Annotated in this window: 12 protein-coding genes and 3 pseudogenes; 8 read left to right on the top strand and 7 right to left on the bottom strand. The window is 58.1% G+C overall.

The features are described from left to right. Positions 1–73: 73 nt before the first annotated feature. From ACE103_RS09355 to ACE103_RS09375, 5 genes and pseudogenes are all read right to left on the bottom strand, one after another. The gene (locus tag ACE103_RS09355) at positions 74–442 is read right to left on the bottom strand and encodes a hypothetical protein (protein WP_375781061.1); all 369 of its coding nucleotides are present in this window, start codon (positions 440–442) and stop codon (positions 74–76) included. A gap of 134 nt (positions 443–576) precedes the next feature. Next, positions 577–774, bottom strand: a pseudogene (locus ACE103_RS09360) (amino acid dehydrogenase); the annotation flags it as partial. A gap of 16 nt (positions 775–790) precedes the next feature. After that, a pseudogene (locus ACE103_RS09365) lies at positions 791–1,195 on the bottom strand (Glu/Leu/Phe/Val dehydrogenase dimerization domain-containing protein); the annotation flags it as partial. Positions 1,196–1,549: 354 nt separating this feature from the next. Next, positions 1,550–2,623 (bottom strand): alpha/beta hydrolase family protein, encoded by a 1,074-nt coding sequence (locus tag ACE103_RS09370; protein WP_375779183.1) that lies wholly within the window; start codon positions 2,621–2,623, stop codon positions 1,550–1,552. A gap of 245 nt (positions 2,624–2,868) precedes the next feature. Next, positions 2,869–3,705, bottom strand: a complete 837-nt coding sequence (locus tag ACE103_RS09375) for a Crp/Fnr family transcriptional regulator (protein WP_375779184.1) — start codon at positions 3,703–3,705, stop codon at positions 2,869–2,871. 1,687 nt (positions 3,706–5,392) lie between these two features. Between ACE103_RS09375 and ACE103_RS09380 the strand changes: the two are divergent. Then, positions 5,393–6,526, top strand: a pseudogene (locus tag ACE103_RS09380) (glycoside hydrolase family 18 protein). A 533-nt stretch (positions 6,527–7,059) separates the two neighbouring features. Here ACE103_RS09380 and ACE103_RS09385 read toward each other — a convergent pair. Further along, complete coding sequence (locus ACE103_RS09385; protein WP_375779185.1) at positions 7,060–7,275, bottom strand: hypothetical protein; 216 nt, start codon at positions 7,273–7,275, stop codon at positions 7,060–7,062. A gap of 529 nt (positions 7,276–7,804) precedes the next feature. Continuing rightward, positions 7,805–8,395, bottom strand: coding sequence for a hypothetical protein (locus ACE103_RS09390; protein ID WP_375779186.1), 591 nt, complete (start codon positions 8,393–8,395; stop codon positions 7,805–7,807). A gap of 175 nt (positions 8,396–8,570) precedes the next feature. Between ACE103_RS09390 and ACE103_RS09395 the strand changes: the two genes are divergently transcribed. The 7 genes from ACE103_RS09395 to ACE103_RS09425 all read left to right on the top strand — a co-directional run bounded on the left by ACE103_RS09395 (position 8,571) and on the right by ACE103_RS09425 (position 16,636). Beyond that, positions 8,571–9,293, top strand: a complete 723-nt coding sequence (locus ACE103_RS09395; protein WP_375779187.1) for a restriction endonuclease — start codon at positions 8,571–8,573, stop codon at positions 9,291–9,293. Then, positions 9,230–9,520, top strand: a complete 291-nt coding sequence (locus ACE103_RS09400) for a restriction endonuclease (RefSeq protein WP_375781062.1) — start codon at positions 9,230–9,232, stop codon at positions 9,518–9,520. The genes ACE103_RS09395 and ACE103_RS09400 overlap by 64 nt, the downstream gene beginning before the upstream one ends. Positions 9,521–9,962: 442 nt before the next feature. Next, complete coding sequence (locus ACE103_RS09405; RefSeq protein ID WP_375779188.1) at positions 9,963–11,576, top strand: acyltransferase family protein; 1,614 nt, start codon at positions 9,963–9,965, stop codon at positions 11,574–11,576. A gap of 236 nt (positions 11,577–11,812) precedes the next feature. Beyond that, positions 11,813–12,019: a cold-shock protein gene (locus tag ACE103_RS09410; protein WP_375779189.1), complete on the top strand. Its 207-nt coding sequence runs from the start codon at positions 11,813–11,815 to the stop codon at positions 12,017–12,019. Positions 12,020–12,598: 579 nt separating this feature from the next. Further along, complete coding sequence (locus ACE103_RS09415; protein WP_375779190.1) at positions 12,599–13,015, top strand: hypothetical protein; 417 nt, start codon at positions 12,599–12,601, stop codon at positions 13,013–13,015. A gap of 489 nt (positions 13,016–13,504) precedes the next feature. Continuing rightward, positions 13,505–13,693 (top strand): hypothetical protein, encoded by a 189-nt coding sequence (locus ACE103_RS09420; protein ID WP_375779191.1) that lies wholly within the window; start codon positions 13,505–13,507, stop codon positions 13,691–13,693. Between the two features lie 777 nt (positions 13,694–14,470). After that, entirely contained in the window at positions 14,471–16,636 is a 2,166-nt protein-coding gene (locus ACE103_RS09425) for a PQQ-dependent dehydrogenase, methanol/ethanol family (RefSeq protein WP_375779192.1), read from the top strand. The last annotated feature ends 514 nt before the right edge of the window (positions 16,637–17,150 follow it).

Consider the following 17,150-nt stretch of genomic DNA (forward strand, 5'->3'; position numbering starts at 1 on the left):
TAGCTGAGGCGTTCGCGGTGTGTGACTAACACATCTCGACCCATCGCAGGCCTGCAAACAATGACGAACCTGCTTAGCCTGCGCCTGCGATAATTCGACGGGCCAGATCGTCAGCCACAAGATTGGCTGCTCGCCCAGACGTCTTTGCTTCCCGGAGGACAGAGACCAATCGAGAAGGAATAGCGCGCACGCGACCTTCAACATCGACCGAATTCTCCCCGAGGTATTCGGCACAGACATTGATGATCCCGCCGGCGTTCACGATGTAGTCGGGCGCGCATACGATGCCGCGTTGCCTGAGCAACTCACCATGATCTTCGTTCGCGAGCTGGTTGTTGGCTCCCCCACAAATGAGCTTGAATTTGAGATTTGGGAGCGACTCATCGTTGATGACCGCCCCCAGCGCACGTGGTGCGAAAATATCAGCTTCGACGCTCGCGATCTCTCGCGAATCGAGCTGTTTCGCCCCAGTTGCTCGGCGAGCGCCCGAGCGCGAACGTTGTCAACGTCTGCTACAATCAGTTTCGCTCCCTCGTTTTCCAGCAGATGACATAACCTGCTGCCGACATTCCCCGCACCTTGGACCGCGAAGGTCGTGCCGCGCAGTGACAGTCCCAACATTTCCAGGGACGCAGCCTTCAGACACTCGAACACGCCCAATGCGGTCCACGGTGAAGGATCGCCCCCCGGCCGCCTCGCCTTCGCTATGCAATCCAGCAACGAATCTCGTACGGCTTCTGACTGCCTGTATATCAGCGACAGTCGTGCCGACATCTTCTGCGGTAATATACTGGCCGCGCAGGTTAGCAACCGCGTCGCCAAATGCGCGAAACAGCGCTTCACGGTCAAAGTTGACAGGCGGCCGTTGGATCACAGCTTTACCTCCTCCAAAAGGAAGCCCTGCAATCGCATTCTTGTAGCTCATGCCCCGAGAAAGCCGCATGGCATCTACGACCAATTCTTCGTGTCTCGTGTAGCTCCAGCATCGTGTTCCGCCAGCGGCAGGTCCACGAGCGGTTGAATGCACCGCAATAAGTCCGGTCAGTCCAGTTGCTGGATCCTTCAGGACATGAAGCCCCTCGTGAAAGTCAGAATTGAGCGAACCAACCATCTCTATCTCCCTCTGGCGGCAGACTAGTGCGGAAGCCGTCAAAAGTTTTTGCGAACTTTGCGTGAGTTCGCGCATTCTCGGCATACCCTATGGGCCGACAGGCGACGTACTGCGACCTCGTATGCCAGCGCAGATCAGGATCCGGTGGATAATCGACGGTGCGCCGGTCGAATAGTTGACGGCCCATTCTGAGGTCCACGTCGCCGGAGCGCGGAACGCGCGCGCGGCTTGATGGCGACATGTTGTTTCGGAGAGACGCGAGAAGCAGACGATCTGGTTGCGAGAACGTTGGGTGCAACTGCGGGCCATTTGAGGATATCGCGGTAGAGGGCAATTCAGGCGGATTTCGCGGAAATCGACGAGTGCCTCACATCGACTACGTTTCCACAGGCCGACAAACCCCGCCGCGGGAACAGTCTTATATCTCGCCTAAACGTGTCAGCTCGGCTTCGAAGGATCGAGCGACTCTCGTGTTGTTGACATCATGACCGGACCGCTAACGCACTCCGTTTGACGGCCCCATGCGCAGTCGGATTGTGATAGCTTGTACTCCAGCCATCCAAAGATGCTCTCATCCGACGATATGAAATTGTCGATTTCTTCGGATGCTACCCGGATTATCGACGGTACGGCCAAATCGATGTCGACGTGCTCCGCCGAGCACTCAGCTTGAAGCTTGACCGCCTCCGACGTGCTGACAAGGCTGCGGCCGCCAGCTACCACGAGTACTGGACATTTCAACCGTCGTACCATGCGTGAGCGAAGCCTCGAGGCTCCGTCCTCATCGTTTTCATTGGCGAGCTTTGTCATCCAGCCGACAGATGCCAGCATTCGCGCCCAATTCCAAAGACCACCGTCGCAAACGGCCGCGGCTATGCGGTTATCGGAGACTGTAAAATCAGTCGCTAGAGCAGCCGACACGCCGTCTCCGTAGGTGCCAATCCGGGCGGCATCAACGTCGGGCCGAGTTACGAGATAATCCAAACAGCAGGACAGCAACGAACCCGGTTGGACATCCGGCCGGCCCGCAACGTCATCGTGGGAGACAACCAGCACAGACATGCCTCGGCCAGCCACCGCGGGCAACAGCCTGCCGAGCAGCGTTGCTCCGCTTTCTTGTTCGTCGCCGATGCAAATGACTGCCGGTGCCCGTGAATCGTGACTGCCGGCAGGCAAATAATAGGCTTGAAAGCCCGCTTCGTCGCAGCATGTGATTTCTACCCGCTCGATGTTTTGCCGCAAAGGCGGTCCGAACCTCTCTATGTTGGCCTCGGCTTTCGCGGAGATATCGTCTCGTTTCGGGTCGCCGTCATCAGCGAGACGCCTGGCAACTTCAAAGGCAGTTAAACCACAAAGCCAGGCTTCGGTCGCCTCATCGAAGGCCATCTGCTTGATCTTCAGGTCAGCACGGAGGCACTGAGCATCTCCAATCTCTGTCCATCTTGTAGCCCAGCTCTGGCGACGGGCCGAGCCAAAGGAGGAGATCGTTCCGGCTAGATCGTCAAAGAACATCGCGGCCTCGCGCCGCATGGACGCGAGACTACCGCTCGCATGAAGCCAAGGAGCGCTCTCCATCTTCACAAAAAAAAATCCCTCCAACCGCTTTTAGCTCACACTGAGCTCGTAACCGTCACGGAAGAGACCGATCAACCTTGTACTTGAATCGCTTCGGACCATGTCGGCCTTTGCTCGGGCGGTTGGAGTGCCCCAGCAATTCGTGTCACAAAAAAAAGAGTTGGAGCGCCTTGCGCAAGTTGTTAGCTCGCCTGTTCCTCGCTCAGGGTGCGGGCCGACGAGCAGGCATAGGCACCTGAGACGAGCTTGTAGCAACAGCATGCCTTTTCTTCGAGCAATTTTGGTTCATCGATCTGCAAGACGCCGCGCATCTTGCGAATCAGCCCTTGCTCTTCGAATCGGAGCAACGTCTCCGTGACCCCGGCGCGGCGCAGTCCAAGCACTGAGGACAGGTAATCATGGGTAACTGGCAGTACGCGGGTGTCAACAGCTTCACTTGCAAGACACAGCCAGCTCGCAAGCCGTTGCTCACGATGGTGCCGAACCCCGCACAGTCCTGTCTGGACGCACTGAAATGTCACCGCTTGAACGTACTCAAACAGACCTTCTCGGACCTCAGGATGCACCTTCATCACGCGACGCAAATCCTCAACCCGGATTCTGTGCGCGCTTCCAGGGAAGACGACAACAGATTGATGCGTCGAAAGATGACCTCCCCACAAAAACGAAGCGCCAACCACGCCCCGATATCCTATGACCGCCATTTCAAGCATGCTTCCGGCGGCAACAACTCTCAGCGAGACGAGGCCGGTTTCTATGAAGTAGACGTACTCGACCTGCCTTTTCGGCTCTTGAAGAACCATGCGCTCTTTCAAGATGATCGGCTCAAGGCACTCCCCTATCGCCGCAAGGTGTTGCACGGAAAGACGCGCCAGGATCACGTTCTTCGCAAAGGGCCGCTTCGCAGGACGCACCGTAAAAGACCGGTGAAGCGCCGGCCGTGTGCCGGGCAGCTGCTTGAGAGCTGCATCTGCGGTGCAGTCAAGCGCTTCGAGGACAGTGGGCACGCGATCGGTCATGGTCCCTCCCCTGGCAGGCGGCCTTTGCCGGCCTGTGCGCTGACCGTAACGAGAACTTGATCAACGAATGTAGCAACATCTTCATCCTGATTGATGCAATGAGGACCGCATCGACGCTCAAATCCGGCGTTGCGGGGCCTGTCTTCGACGAACTTCAGCCAAGCCGAGCGGAGGCGCGTGCACCGACTCGGACTATCCGCGCAAATTCTTCGCTTCTCTGCCTTGTTGCTACCGCGGCGATGACTGCATTGTCGGTCTGATCGGGGGGCCCGTCTGTAACGAACGACGATAACCAGGGCCATTCGGCCATCCACAGTTCTGAGGATTCAGAAGCCGCACAGATCGATGGTCTGCCGTCTTTAATGCGGTAGCAATACCAAGGAGCGAGATTCGGCGATGTTCAGTACAGACAGTTCGTTTCGGCTGAACTCCGGAACCGAAGCAAACAAAAATGAACTACCAGTACCGCGGGCCATCACTGCGATCGCCTGTGGACCAGTTGCTGCCGCTACGGTGCGGCCCACACCGCCGAGCGCCTCTCGTGCGCGGCTCCTCCCCCCCCTGCGCGACGCAACCGCGAGCGGCGGAGGCTGGAGCCCGCTCGTAGCCTATTTTGCTGGAGTCGCGAAGGGATGCTCCCAACAGGACGACTTCTGAGCGATGATGTTGCTATCGACGCACAAATCTGTACATAACGGACTGCCGACGTGCTTCAGGCTCAATCGCGAGCGTACGCTTCGTACCAACCGCAGCCCATGCCGAATCGGCCAAGGACGGCGAGCCGCAATTTCGTTCGTTTGGCGCGCGGTCGGGACTGCCGGCCTTGTTTGTGCCTCTCGCCAGTGCGCGTTAAGGCGGCGACCTATTGGTGTCCCGTTCCTTGCAGCAAGCGCCAGGCTCAGTCTCAGCGCCGCTGTCCCAGCAATCAGGTGAAGGTACGTATAGCCATGCGATAGGCCTGACGTCTGCATCGTCAAGTTTATCTCTCGGGAGCGTGAGGGGCCGGTCGGACTGATGTCCCCGGCGCGCCCATGTTGCGCGTGGCCTTCGACCAGCGCTTGCAAGGCGTGTCATTTGAGGAACAGCTTTGGACATTGATTTGACGCGGTATCATGATAGTGCAATCGCCTGAAAAGGCTTCACGTTTATTCATCGTACGGTGGTCAAAGCTGCTGACAGCGATTTAACGACCAGCAGGGAAATCCGAAGAGTAGCTCAACGTGCATCCCACAAGCGAGCTGCCGTAGGGTGATGTGCAAGACACGTTTCGAGACCTTGCGATCAAGATGGGCTCTCGTGCTGAATGAGCATTTCGGGAGCCAGCGCAAGCCGAAAGCCCGTACGGACGGCCAATCGCGCGGGCGCAGGCTCAATCAGCTTCAGGCCGATACACAGCAGGCTTAGTGGCCCAATCAACGCTGGAGCGAACGGCCGGAATGGACCTTTGAGCCGTCGCCTGTGTGACAACTAATTGATCTTTTGATGTCGATAGGTTCTAGGTAGTGAGACGGTGTCATGTCATGGAGGTGATCGCGTTATCGGTTGGTGCAGGGCGCAATCTGGCAGAGAGCTAAGGTCGTGAGCCGTGGCAGTTGATCGCCGAAGCTTCGCTGCAGCCGGGTTTTCGACGCTCGTATTCGGATGCGCGCTGATGCGCCAGGGGTGGACCACGTCGGCCAGGAGCCCTGTGGTCGCCGGCTACGTCGCTCCGTGGAAGGCTCGGGCGGGCGGTCCAAGCATCAAGACGATCCCGGCGCGCGAGTTAACCCACTTGATGTACGCGTTCGGCACCGTTTCGGCGCAGGGACTGGCCGGACCTGCCGATCGCTGTCCGGACGCGGGAGCCTGCGACGACGCCTCGCCGTCGAGTCCGATCGGCGGCAATTTCCTCCAACTCGCCGAATTGAAGCGGAACAATCCGGAGCTTCGGATCCTGATTTCGTTGGGCGGCTGGAGCGGATCGAAATACTTCTCGGTAGCCGCTGCCACGCCGATCTCGCGCGCGCGGTTCGCCCAATCCGTCATCGAGGCATTCTTTCGGCCGTATCCGGGTCTGTTCGATGGTGTGGATGTCGATTGGGAGTTTCCCGTCTCGGGAGGGCGTGAAGGTAATCTCGCGCGCCCTGAGGACCGGCACAATTTCACGCTCCTGATCGCGGAACTTCGCCGAAAGCTCGACAGGTTTTCCGCATCGGAGCGCAGGGAGCTGGAGCTCACCATTGCCGTGTCGGCCGCCCCCGACAAAATCGTCAATCTACAGGCATCCGCTCTGGCCCGGCTGGTCGACCGGATCAATCTGATGGCCTACGACTATCACGCCGGCTCGGCCTTTGCCGGCTTCAATGCCCCGCTGTTTGCCTGCGCCGACGATCCAAATCCCGATCTCAATGTCGATGCGAGCGTGAAGGCCTTGATCCGGGCCGGCGTGCCGCCGACCAAGGTGACGCTCGGGGTCGCCTTCTACGGCCGAGCCGTTGCGGACGTTCCGCCCGAGAACGGCGGGCTCTTCCAAAAGGGGACGACAGCAAGCTCGGAGTGGGGAGGGAGTGACGGCATCGATTATCGGGATCTCGTGGCCCGGCGACCAGAAGAGTAGGGCTTTCGCCGGTATTGGAGCGAGGCGGCCCAGGTGCCGTGGCTCTATGATGCCGAACGGCGCATATGGATCAGCTACGACGATCCGTTCTCTCTCGCACGCAAGGCAATGTACGCGCGCGCCCATGAACTTGCCGGGATCATGATTTGGGACCTGTTTGCTGACGACGGTTCACTGCTCGCAGCACTCCACACCGGCACCCTTCCTTCGCAAAAGTCCGAATAGGTGTGTGGTTAGCGCGCCGCGTTAAAGCACGTCATCGGCGCGCCTCGAGCCAGCCGCGAGCTGGTCCGTGCTATGGAATCAGAGCCACGTCCGATTGAAAACGGCACTGTCGAAAAACCGGCGACCGGCAGCATCGTTCCCTCTTCCCTGACGCGCACCTAATTTGAGGGACTGGCACGCCAATTTGAGGGACTTAAGGTTAGACCACATTGCCAAAGCCGCTTCTGTATTGTGGCTTCTCTAGCGGGGAAGGTGGTCTCGGCTACCGAGCACGCCAACCCCCGGCGGTGAAGCCGGACAGGCTGACGTGTTTGGTGCTCGTCTCCCTCAAAACGAAGGCGGTTGACGAACCTAAGTGCCAGGACGCCGAATCTTGGGGCTTGAACGGTCTAAACGAGCTGGCCACAGCATGTGGTGTGATGGGGATAAAGACCGAATCGCAGGTTGATGCTCATGAGTACATGCATGAGCCCGGAGCCTCTTGATCGGACATCTCGAGGCATGTTTCATGTCACCTGCCGGTAGGCGCGGCCTCACGTTCGATGAAGCGGGCTTGATATTGATAGTTTCCGCACGCGCCAATCTTCTGCGTCGTACTTTTCCACCGGCAACTGCAATCTTTTGGCCCGTTCGTCGCGGTCTTTCTTTCGAAACTCCCGCTCGTGGCGCTCGAACTTGGCAAGTTCGTCATTCGCGGCTCGCATAAACTCAGCGTGCGAGGCGCCGGCGCTTTGAATACGGTCGGACACATTCATCTCCTGACAGTTTGGTCAGAAACGTAAACCGAAATGCCGGCGAATGGCCCCAAGCTTACATCATCTTGAGAACGCCGCGAAACAGCAACGAATTGGGTGAAATCACCGCGAACAACGCGAGCGCCACGGCTTATGAGCACGCCAAATCAACAGCTTAGCGGCTCTTGCCGTGGAACGTAGGTGGCGTGATGCTTGAAGGCGACGTGCCGAACGGAATGAACACCGCGGCTCTTTCCCATCTTCGCAGCGTCAGGGCACGATTGCTACCGTTGCGGCGCCACGGCTGCGAACGAACTGGATATCGCGGGCCGCTTACCGCCTCTTCTCGAGCCAGCGGCAATTTGGACACCAGGCGAACCAGCGTGGCTTACCAGGGACTGCTGCGAGGGAGCCCATCCGCAACGTGCCTATACGCGGCCGTGCTCGGTTTGTTGAGGTAATGGCTATGGCGGAGCGGAGATTCCGAGCTTCTGGAGTTTTTTCTTAGCTCTATTCCAGCGGGCGGTTTAAACTTGACGCCTCGTCACCTGCAGGCGATTTCCAGGTCATCCATATCGCGCGGCTCTTCTCTAATGCCTTCCCTTGAGTTTACGAACTTCATGCTCACGCGTGGCGGAACTGCGAAGTCAACATCAAGAAATGCCGTGCCCAATTTCATGTTGCTCTGAATCCGCTTGGCGGTCGCCGCACTGGAGATAAGGGCGGACACCAATACGCTGTTGCTCGGAGTCTTTGCTGCGATAGCGGTTACCTTCTGGGGGTCGCTATTGCTGTTGGACCTTAGCCGCAACCGCGCCTTAGGCGGAAGGCCCCAAGTGACTTTGAACGTGGTTACCTCGTAACCCATCTGTTCGAGTAGGGGCAAAGCGTCGCCGACCTGTTGCGTGAACGAGTTAAACTCGGCCATCAATCTACCGGCTGGATCGGATAGATCGGAAAGCGATAGGTCCGGCATTGACGGTAACGGGACGGACGGCATCGAGGGCATCATCTCGCGGGCAGACTTGGTGATCCTGTCTAGCCTGCCAGGGGGGCTGTCGCCGGCCTGAACTGGTATGACAACGAACGTCAAATTGGCCGCGAGCAAAGCAAAGATTGTGAAAACTATTCGCATTGAAAGCGCCCCCGGACCCTTTGGGTCGGATAAAATATCAACCAGCAGATGCGCGCAATAGCTGGTGCGTCCAAAGCATAGATTGTCGACGCGCTAAAAGATGTTGAATGCGGGGGAAGGGGACAAGTGCATCACTTTAGGACTGATGGCACCGGTCCGCGTTATGAAAGCAGCTATGTTTGATGCCATCACAGAAGGAATAAGAAAGTGGCTGGTCGCCCGGTTTGCGTCAGCCATAAGGCATACGACGCGGTCGGAGGATCGGGCAGCCGCCGTACGATGGCTTAGCGAATCTCGCGCTGTCATCGGGAGTGATTTGAGCCCGACAGCAAAATTCAAGGAATTGGATTCACTCGTTAATTCGCGAGCGACAATCGTTGCGATTGCAAAGAACGTTTCGGAGGCAGTGTCAAACTACTGGAACTCTGATCTGCCGTTGTCGATGAAGATCGCTCTTCCCGCAACGTTGGCCGCCATCCCGTTGGTCGGAGGACACGCCGCCGGAGTAGCGGCGTTTGGCGGCGCTGTCGGTGTACCGGTGCTGTTGCTGATTGTTCTCGGTACAGCAGGCATTACGTCCATCATCGAAGCCGCCGTTACAAACCCGGAAGCGCGGCCCCACATTGCCGAAATCATTGACGCCATAGTCCAAGACGAGCGCTTGCGTCGAGCTAGCGCTCAAATGAAGGCTGCGATGAAAGAGCAGCCCATGGACCCCACCCGGTTCGCAGTTCCTCCCGAAGAGTTGGCTCTTCGTGCTTATCTGCTCAGCATGGACCCTTTTCACTTCGAGCGTCACACGATGAGCTTTTTCGACGCGGCGGGCTTCAAGGCCTGGGCGACGCGGACTCAAATGACTTCGGCGTCGATGGCTTCGCCGTTCATCCTGATGGTTTGATTATCGTTCAATGCAAGCGAAACTCCTCCGCAAACAGGGTGGGGCGACCGACTATCCAACAGTTCAAGGGCGTGATTGAAGAGCAGGGCGCACTTCGGGGCTACGTTGTCTCCACGTCCACGTTCACCGAGGAGGCGAAAGAATCTGCTGTGCTGTCGGAAAAAATCGTTTTGGTAGATATCGACGGTCTCGCGCGATGGCACGCCGAAGCGCCGACGTTTTTGTAAGCAAGAATCTGACGGACCCAGCTTGGCTGCTCAATAAGTCGTTGAGAACAATCTTCTTCCTGGGATGCGGCGTATGATTTGCGCCCCGCTACAAAACGGTCCCCCACCCAGGGAACGTATGTCGCTCACCGATTGAAAGATCGCGCCTTGCACTAAAAGTGATCGAACGCGGACTTGGTCGTCGATTCCACGCCACCCCTACCAAAAGGCAGAGGTTCAGCCTCAAGCGGCTTCTCGATAAGCTGCGCAGGCGCATCGAGAGCGCGCTTGACCGACCGAAGGAGTTAGCGGATCGCCGCATATGGCGTGCGACGCGATCTCGGCGCTTCTTCTCGTTTGCTCTCGTCCTGGAATTGAGAGTTTTGGTCTGTTGCCAAACTGCCCCTTGCTCCCATCGACCGCCAAGATTGATACACACTGCCGCGACTGACGAGCGACATCGATGGTGAAGCAGATACCCGCGTTGACCGGCATCCGGTTTATCGCAGCAGCGGCGGTGGCAGTGTCTCACGGCGGTAGCTTGTTCTTGGAGGGCACCAGCCTGACACTCGATATCAGTATCGGGACACTGGGCCTGTTCGGGATGTCCGTCTTCTTCACGCTGAGTGGTTTTGTTATTCAATACAACTATGGCACCTCGATTGCCGACAGCCCGCGGAAGGCGATCCCGCAATTCCTCGTGGCGCGCATAGCGCGAATCTATCCGCTCTTTGTTGTTCTCTTCCTTGTTGAACTGCTGACCGGACCGATGGTTTGGCCGTGGCTTCTGGGAACGCCGAGGGCGACAGAGGGATTTTCCTGGCACATTGTCCCCTTTCAGCTTGGAATGATTCAGACTTGGTTCTTCGCGAACGTGGCTGGTGTCGCGCCCGTCTGGCAGTACGAGCCGATCGGCATCGTCAGTTGGTCAGTGAGTACCGAATGGTTCTTCTATCTCGTTTTTCCGATCGTTTGCCCGTTATTTGCGCGGATCCGAACTGTGCCCGCCGCGATCCTGTGCGCGATTGGAGCAGTCACAATCGAGTTGGGTCTCGACGTTGCGGTGTTGATGCATCAGAACCGGATCAATCTGTTTGCGCTTCATGCCTATGGGACGGAGGCGGCGTTGCCGAACTGGAAAAACAGTCTCATCCTCTGGATCGTGTACTTCGCGCCGTTTTGCAGGGTATGGGAATTTGTCCTCGGCTGTTGTTTGGCGAAACTTCATGAACTGTGGCTGGCTCAGGATTTTAGACCACCTCGAGCTCTGCTTGATACCGCCGCAGTGATCGGTGTCGTCGCGATGGCCTGGGTTTTCTGGTTTACCGCCCATAAACCGCCGTTTGGGGCTTCAATGAGCTTGTTCGATATTGCACGCAACAATATCGCTCTGGCGGCGCCGGTCGCGCTAATTCTTATCGCGGCGGCTCAGCCCGTCAGCAGCGCAGGACGGTTGTTGTCGGCAAGGTGGCTTGTCTTCCTGGGAGAAGCCAGCTTTGCTCTTTATCTTGTGCACCTCATCATTTTTCAGCGCTTTCCGGTGGTCAGCTGGGAAACCGGAAGTGAACTGCTCGGCCACCTCGCTGCGCTCGCACTGGCTTTCACTTTAGCGACTTGCGTCGCAATCCTGCTGCATTTCGGTTTCGAGGTGCCCGCACGAAGGCTCATTCGTGGATGCTTTCAAGCGGCCTCGCCAGAACTGCGCGGGCAGCTCGTTCGATTGGGTGGTGTGGGTTTTGTTACCCTGATCATCGCGGCCGCCACGTATGCGCTGCGAGCTGCAACCCGTGATGACGTCACGCAGCCAGGTATTTCAGTGGTTGCTGGCACGTATGGCGGCAACTGCCGTTGGGTCTCGGCCCGCGGCAACGCCACGGGTGCGCTCGCCGCAGCCTGTGGTGGTCAAGATGAATGTACCTTCAAAGTAAGCATGGAGCAGCTTGGTGATCCTGCTCCGGGCTGCACGAAGGAGTTCTTGGCCGCGTGGGTCTGCCAGGGTGATCGGGCGATCCGCTCTGGCTCGGTTCTCGATCAGCGCGGCATTGTCTCTTCACTGCAACTTTCCTGCAATCGCTAAGCTCGCCGAATGACACTCAGGTCAAAACACCGTCCAAATCCGAACCTCAAAGCGAGGTGTCCTCGTGGTTAAGGCCTCGCTTGCGGCCCGCATCCAGCGGCGCTCGCGTAAGCCTCGCGGCAAGAAAGTCGAGGACGTGAGATGTCCGCAGCCAGGCCGTGCGTCTCTTGCCGCCGACCTTGATGGCTGCGAGACTTTTCGTTAGATCACAATCGTTCGATTATGGAGACGGTGCCGTGGCAACGGGTATTGTGAAGTGGTTCAATGCAACAAAAGGGTATGGCTTCATCAGGCCGGAGGATGGAGGTCCCGACGTCTTCGTGCACATCAGCGCCGTCGAAAAGGCCGGCTACACCGGTCTCGAAGAGGGGGCGCGGGTAAGCTACGAGCTGAAGGCTGGTCGTACCGGCAAGATGTCAGCCGAAGATCTTCGGGTTGGCTAATCCGATCTGGCTGTCGCGGGCGCGCGGCGATTTCGCGTACCGCTCTCTCCGTTCGAGCGTTACGATGTGTAACAGGCTACACTAACAGCTTCGTACAGTCTCGTAAAACCGCGCTCGACCAGCGCCCGCAGGAAACTGACGCTTTTCAGGCGAGGTGTGTTTCGGGCATGGCGAGATACTCCTTGTCAGGCGGTGAAGAACGGTCCGAATCGGACGCTCGTCGTCCCCCGTAGGCCGAGGTGCATGCCGCGCACAGACCGGCGCAGGCAACGATGTCGTCGGCAGGTCAAATTGATGCCGTAGCTGAAGCTTGCGTCCGCCAGGCAGGGACCATACAGGCCCGGCGGCGCTGCGGCTGGAGGGCAATGTCCGCTACGCTGATGCCGGACGCCTTTCGCGACTCGAGGCAAGCGAGCTCGCGCGTTGACCTTGATGCCGCGCGGTGAGGTAAATCTGGAACGTCAGCGCTCGCGGTTAGCCAATATAGTTGAGGTTAACCGCGCCATGTCGTTGACTTTGCGCCTCTATACTTGATCCATTGCACCGAAACTGCACACCCGGCCCACCGGAGAGGTGGAAGTGTCCTTCCAGCTGACCGTCCTGAAAGTGCTGGCCGGCCAACCTGCCGGGCGGGCTTCCGTTGCCGAAATACGGTACGCCGTTGAACTCCTGATGAACAGCGGCCATGACTGGACCGATCGCATGAAGCGGCTGGCCGAGCACGCGCCTGACCTGAATATCTTCTCGGCCAGGTTCGTGTTTCGGGATGCTCTTGGCTGGGAAATCACGGAAGAGGGGCGGCAATTCCTCTCTGCGCTCGAAAAGGCCGCGGCCGTTCGAAGAGAGCCGCCTCGATCAACCATCGATCCGCCATCCAGCGAACCCACGGCGCAACCGGTAACGGATGCGACAAAATCACTTGATCCTCCCCGAAGTCGCCGTCAGAGGTCGCGGCGTCGCCGCGGGAAAGGCCGATCCAATCAGCGCACAGCATAAAGCAGCGTCGCCCACGGTCCCTCAGCAGGTGCGCGGCACGCCAATTGCGCGTTGAAATTCAATTGTTCTCGCGCCGCATCGATCAAATTTGCACGAATTATTGGTGGGCTCGGACATGATTGTCCTTTCTGACAGGCGAAGGCCTGCGCGCAATCCATCGCTGGACAATGCCGTGATCAGGTCTGGTCGTCCGTTACTGTGCTGTGTCGTGCGAGACATCACAGAGGATGGCGCAGCTTTGAAGGCAGACCCGCCATCATCCCTTCCGGACCCGTTCACCCTCATCGTTCGGCCGAAAAAGACGTACTTGTGCAATGTCGTCTGGCGAAAAGGCGCATGGGCGGGGGCCGCGTTTGTCACTGAGTGAGGCGGGCGCTTGCTTCCAAAGCGCCGCGGAATTGCCGGGAAAATCCTACGCAATGTAACCTGCATCACACGCAGCCCAACCGCTTAGCTGGCACTATCCCGCTGAGATTTCAGCGGGATGCCATGGACGACGAGTTTTGTAGAGAGAGGGCGCGGACGGTGCGGGCACTTGCAGAGCAAGCTGACCCGTTCATCAAGAAGCGCCTGTTACAGCTGGCCGCTCACTACGAGCGACGCGTCGGAGCGCAGAAAAAGGCCGATCAAGAGCACGCTGATCTGCCCGCACGGGGATCGCCGACCCGGCCGTCGTGATTTCAGAGATGGCGCCTATCCGCTATGATCACCGGACCGCGATCCCGATTTCCGTAAGACGGCTTGCGCTTCATGCCCTGATCTTCATCCGGGCGACAGCCAAGTTCAGAGTATCGCCAGCGAGGCAAGTCTGATGGTTCGCTGCGAGCGCAAATCGGAGTTGAAAATTTGGCGTCCCGGCAATTTGCCCACCGCCGCTTTCGTCTGAACGCTTAGGCCTCACGAAAAATCGGTGCCAGCCCCAGTCTCGTCGTCCTTGGGGCCAGAGCGAAGCTTAACCGACGATCTAAGTCCGTCGGCATGGCCCGGCAGCGCCCCGCCTCCCGCTCGTTGTCAGGTTGCTAACAACGGCTAAAGGGACCCGTGTGAGAGTCATGCCACCGCACGCTTTCTTGCGCCGCCAACTGCCCAAACGCGCAAGCGCTTAGTGCGAGATCGGAGCGCTGGCACGTCCCTTGCTGTCGTTCACCCTTGAAAGCAGAGCACCGTCATGGCGAATGAATCTAGCGAATGCTGAAGTAAGTCAGCAGGAATTGGGACGAGGAGGTGTGCACCCGGGCTGAAGAGGTGTTGCAAGTCGGAGAGGGAATGACACAGCGCCCGCCGTCACTAGGCGTCTTCACGAGCTCGCGAAAGCTGCCGCCAGGGCGGAGCGCTTTGCGTGCATCCGTCTTACCAGTGGCGCGGCGGGTGATCTTGTTAGGAACATATGACGGGTCCGGCTGGCATCAGCAACGAATGGTGCAAGCGATCGGGCGGCGTCGATTGCCCAACCCCATGGGTGAGGTGAAGGTGGCCACAAAAAAAGGAAAGGCGGTCGTTAGAGGTGCGATCGTTCTCTCAATATCTGCGTTTTTGCTGATAGCCATATCTTCTAAGCCATGCGCTTCAGGCACGACCGGTGCGGTGACGATAGACCGGTTGAAGACCAACGAGGATGGCGGCCAATGGGTGACCGGTGGGCACGATTGGCGCCAGAGCTATGACTCTCCGCTCAAACAGATCAACAAGCACAATGCGGGGAAGCTCGGATATGCCTGGTCGCGCGACATCGAAGGTTCCACGACGCTGGAGGGGACGCCGATCGTTGTGGACAATGTCATGTATGCCAGCAGCATCGCGGGCATGGTTTATGCTCTCAACGCGGAGACTGGTCAGCAACTTTGGCGATTTGATCCAGGCGTGGCAAGTTTTGCAACTTTATACGCGAAATCCTGCTGCGGACCCGCCAATCGCGGCGTCGCCTTTTGGAAAGATCGAGTTTATGTGGCGGCATTTGACGGAACGCTGTATGCCCTCAACGCGAAGACCGGGGACGTCGACTGGAAGGTTGATACAATCATTGACAAGTCCCGCGCCTACACGAGCACGGGCGCGCCCTATATTGCCGGTGATATCGTAGTCATTGGAAATGGCGGCGCAGAATTTGACGCGCGGGGCTATATAAGCGCTTACGATGTTCAAACTGGGAATTTGGCGTGGCGGTTCTTCACCGTTCCAGCGAACCCGCGCGATGGCTTCGAGCATCCGGAGCTCAAGAAGGCCGCCAAGACTTGGGACAAAGATAGTCGCTGGGACGCCGGGCTTGGCGGTACAGCTTGGGATGGCATGGCTTACGATCCAGAGCTGGATCTCCTCTATGTCGGCACCGGGAATGGTGGACCTTGGCCTCAGATCATCCGCAGTCCACGTGGCGGCGACAACCTGTTTCTCTCCTCAATTTTGGCCATCAATCCGAAAACCGGTCGCCTGAAATGGTACTACCAGACCACACCTGGCGACAGTTGGGACTACACCGCTACCCAAAAAATGATCCTTGCTGATCTCCGCATCCGTGGGAAGCTTCGCAAGGTCATTATGCAGGCTCCAAAAAATGGATTCTTCTACGTTCTGGACCGAGTGACCGGCGAACTTCTCTCCGCACGGCCATATTTGAAAAAGCTTACATGGGCCGCCAGAGTGGATATGACGACGGGTCGCCCTATCGTGAGTGAGCAAGCCCGATATTGGAAGTCGCCGCGCCTCATATTCCCGAATGTTGGTGGCGGACACAATTGGCAGCCAATGGCGTTCAATCGTGAGACCGGGTTGGTATACATCCCAGTATTGGAGATGGGGCAGGTATTCGCGCTATCTGCCGAAGCGTTTTCCTACAAGAAATCCCATGTCAATTTTCACGTCGATTTAGGTTGGCCGGATGCAAGGGGGCATTTTGATCTTTTCTGCGAGGTCAGCGTCTGCCCCGATCTGGAGGACGTTATCAAGCGACAACCCAAGACTCCGCCTCGATCGTTTTTGCGTGCAATGGATCCTGTAAGCGGGAAGATCAAATGGGAAGCGGATACCACGCCAAACACCCAGGACAAGAACCGCGTTAGCCGTCCGGGCGGAGTAATGTCCACCGCGGCCGATCTGGTCTTCGAAGGCTATCTGGACGGAACGTTCGACGTGCGAAACGCCCGCGACGGGACCAGGCTAAAAAGCATATTCATCGGCAATCCGATCGTGGCAGCACCAATGACTTACATGGTCCGCGGGGTTCAATATGTGGCGTTCCTCGCAGGCGACCGCAGCGACGGCGCGAAGTCACGAATTGTCGCGCTCCGGCTCGGCGGAAATGTCGTTCCTCCGCCCACCCAATCCCAGAGCGCCGCTGTCGCGGAATCCGGCGCATCGGCGCGAGTGGGGCAAGTCACGGACCCGACGCTGGTGAACGCCGGGCGGCAACTTTTCGAACAAAATTGCGCACTGTGTCATGTCGGCGGTAACGCTCCGATCCTGATTCCAATGCAAGCAGCGGCGCAGCGACAATTCTTCGATATCGTTCTCGGTGGAATTCGCGCCAACAAGGGAATGGGCGATTTCAGCGCTATTTTGTCGAGGGACGACGCCTTGGCCATACGGACCTATTTGATTAAAGCCGGCCGGGAAAAGGATCATTAGGTTGCAAAATTCAGGACCAGTTTGCGAGCAGCGAGATCACGGAATATTTCCTGCCACAGCTCGATGCAGTGCGATCCTCAAACTCGCCAACGCCAAAGTCCTTCAACGTTTTACGAGGAGTTCTGCGACGATTCAGGAATGCCGACCGGCTCGATAGCGCGTCCTGAAAGGCGCGGGGACGGCCCGGGTGAAGTCGGAGAAGGAAGCGCCGGAAGCCGTAGCCGGTCGCAAGGGAGCGTCCCTTTGCGAAGCTTGGCGGCCCAGCGACCCAGTTGCGGTCGCTTCAGCAGACCGAAATGAACAAGCTGATGGTCTGGTCGGCTGTTCATTCGCTTTCGCACTCAGCTTGCGGACGCGGCCTTGGGAGTTGCTCACTTCAAAGCAGCGGGCGTTGAGAACTCACCACGAGCTGGTCACGTGCTCGAATTCGAGATGAGCAATGGCCGCCCCTATCAAGTGCAGCGAGGTCACTGCAGATATCGGTCGATAGCCAAGGCCTCGCAAACCCCAGGGT

The organism is Bradyrhizobium sp. ma5, assembly GCF_042258955.1.
In the GTDB taxonomy this organism is placed as follows: Bacteria; Pseudomonadota; Alphaproteobacteria; order Rhizobiales; family Xanthobacteraceae; genus Bradyrhizobium.